The sequence below is a fragment of the Pedobacter sp. 01N416 genome, from assembly GCF_056399685.1.
Map to the genome: position 1 here is coordinate 1 of NZ_JBFTRT010000591.1, position 3049 is coordinate 3049.

3 protein-coding genes are annotated in these 3049 nt (G+C 37.8%); 2 read left to right on the plus strand and 1 reads right to left on the minus strand.

From position 1 onward, the window contains the following. The coding region (locus tag AC1DND_RS24160; protein WP_477585114.1) for a putative LPS assembly protein LptD at window positions 1–1828 on the minus strand (1828 nt) is incomplete at its 3' end. A gap of 164 nt (window positions 1829–1992) precedes the next feature. On the opposite strand from AC1DND_RS24160, the gene AC1DND_RS24165 reads away from it, so the two are divergent. Both AC1DND_RS24165 and AC1DND_RS24170 read left to right on the plus strand, forming a co-directional pair. Beyond that, the gene (locus tag AC1DND_RS24165; protein WP_477585116.1) at window positions 1993–2856 is read left to right on the plus strand and encodes an N-acetylmuramoyl-L-alanine amidase family protein; all 864 of its coding nucleotides are present in this window, start codon (window positions 1993–1995) and stop codon (window positions 2854–2856) included. 12 nt (window positions 2857–2868) lie between these two features. Further along, window positions 2869–3049 (plus strand): N-acetylmuramoyl-L-alanine amidase (locus AC1DND_RS24170; protein ID WP_477585115.1); only part of this gene is annotated, 181 nt, incomplete at its 3' end.

The window sequence follows — 3049 nt, forward strand, 5'->3', positions numbered from 1 at the left end:
AGCCTGTTCCGGTCGTATCGTTTTTATTCCTCACCTTCAGTTCCACGGTATTGTCCAAGCCGAAACCAATGGAAGCATTAGGGCCGCCAAAAGAGCCCGGCTGTGCCATACCATCAAAAATGGAATATTTTAAAGGTTGTCCACTGGTATAAATTTGATTACCATTTTGGTCTATGGCAGGTCTATATGGCCCCGCCCCTGCTTTGGTAAAATCCGGAGAATAAGAGAAGGAAACATTTGGAGTCATTACATGCCTCAACGCCTGGATTTTGCCAGCTGGATTAAAATCTCTTCTTCCATAAATTTTAGTCGACATACTGGTTGATAGGCTGTAGCTGCCCGCTCTTTTAAACCCACTGAGGGTATCTTCTCTAAAAGTATATGTATTGTCGGCAAACTGCGTATATCTTCTATTTACACTCTGGAAATTCCAAACCTCATTATAGGTACCACCCAAACTAAAGTTTAAATATTTTAAGGCAGTGAAAGACATGTTTACCGGAATACTATGTGAAAATCCGCTTCTTAATCGCTTTAAACCATCATTTTGGAACAACAAACTATCAAAAGTATCAATTCTGTTGGTTCCCTGCAAGCTATAGCCAACGGTTATTTTTTCATACCATTTTTGTTCACCGACTGCATCTTTAGGTCGAAATGGGTTAAATGTAGGTACGTTGAATGTCATTTCTGGCAGCCTTAACGATATCGCTCTTGTACTTAAAGTCTGATCACTTGATGCGGCCAAAGAGAAGTTCATCCCGTTCGAATAGGCCTTCGCATAACTAATACTGCTACTTGTTGAATTGGTTGCGATGGTATTAATGTCGTAAGTAGTACCTGCTGCAGTATTTTTATAGTATCCCCTTTTTCCTGTTGATACTAATCTCACACTGGCACTAAATGTAGTACCTGGATTGGCATTGGCATTTTGACTATGGCTCCAATTGATACTAAAGTTTTTGGTTGGGTTTCTAAATGCCTCGGTACCTTCTAAACCATCTTTAAAACTTGAATAAGCTAAATTAATGTTACCATTGTATTTATATCTCTTAGTATAATTACTCAATACACTAGTTTCATAAGAACCATTGGTGTAAATCGACCCCATTAATTTGGCATCCCAATAATCGTTCAATCCGAGATAATAACCACCGTTTTGTAAGAAAAAACCCCTGGTTGCATCTTCGCCTGGTGTGGGAAGGATTACACCCGATGTTCGTTTGTTAGGTTTTGGAAAAAAAGCAAAAGGTAGCCCCAGAAAAGTGGGGATATCTTCGATAATCATGTAAACCGGCCCGGTAATAATCTGTTTCTCTGTTACCACCCCTTTAGAAATCATTAATCCAAAATGCGGGTGAGGTAGATTACAGGTACTGTACATTACATTTTTAATGTGCAGCTCATCATCTATTTGCTTTTTACTCTGCCCACCAGAGAAGAAACCTCCCTCTTGTTCAGAAAAAACACCATATACTTTAGCCCGGGTTGTTTCTGAATTGTAAAAAATAGAATCGGCTATGGCTGTTCCATCAGCACCCGATTTGAAGATTGGTTTTCCGGTATACCTACCCGTTTTTGGATCTTTAATGCCTCGCGCAAATATGGAATTTTGCTTTTTATCGTATTTGATATAAGCCGCATCTAGCTCAAAATCACCGTATACCACCCTTGCGTTACCGTATAAATACACAATGTTTTTATCGGCACTCATTTTTACCGAATCCTCCGCTTTGTATTCTACTTTCTGGTCGATACTGCTATTATTTTTACCTGTCTTTTTAGTCGTATCCTTTTTGGTTGTGTCTTGCTGGATGATTTGTTGCAATGAAAAATGAGAAAATGCGTTAGCTTTACCAACAACAAGTGTTAATAAAATGACAGATATTAGTAAAATAGAGCTCTTAAGAAGTTTCAAATTCGTATTTGAATGTTATTTTTGCACAAATGTTTAATCAAAAACGTTCAAAATTAGTGAAAAATATACCATTGATGTATCTTAAATCCATTTTAACAGTTATTATTTATTTAGTGTTATCAAATTCAGTTGATAATCAGGTGTTTGCACAAGAATATAAAATTAAAACAATTGTGATCGATGCCGGTCACGGTGGTAAAGATGGTGCAACCCACGGTGTGTATTCGAAGGAAAAAGATGTGGCGCTTAAAACGGCATTGAACCTTGGCCGGGCGCTTCAAGATAGTTTGAAAGATATCAAAGTTATTTATACCCGCGAGTCGGATGTATTTATTCCTTTATACGAGCGTATCAATATTGCAAATAATGCAAAAGCCGATTTATTTATTTCTATCCACTTAAATGATATGCCGGTTAGGGTATCGAGGGTGGTAGATTACTATAAAAAAGTAAGGGGCAGAAAAGTACCTGTTTATAGAACCGTTACTTCTAAAAGCACTTCAACGAGGGGAACAGAAACCTTCGTGTCGGGAACTCGCCGTTTAGGTGAGCAGGATGAGGTGATCAAACGAGAAAATGCTTCGATGTTTCTGGAAGAAAATTATCAGAAAAACTATGAAGGGTTTATTGCAAATACCCCCGAAAGTGACATCATGTTATCGTTAATGAAACAAACCAATAGAGATAGGAGTTTAAAGTTTGCTTCAATGCTTCAACAAGAATATGTTAATGCAGGCCGGATCAACAGAGGCGTACAAGAGAAAAGCCTTGCGGTATTGGCCCGTGCTGCTATGCCTGCTGTGTTAACTGAAATTGGTTTCGTGAGTAATCCAGATGAAGAAGATTATATGAATTCTCCTGAAGGGCAAAATGAAATTGTAAATGGAATTATTAAAGCAATTAAAAATTATAAACGTATAGCTGAAACATCATTTTAATATCCCTCCTGCATGAAGATTAAACTTCTGATTACAATACTTTTATTTTCGTTACTAGTTGCTGAAAAAGCGCCTGCTCAGGGTTATAAGATCAAAACAATTGTTATTGATCCTGGTCATGGTGGCAGAAAACCCGGAGCCTCTGGTAATTTTTCGAAAGAAAAAGATGTTGCGTTGAAGGTTGCATTAAAAT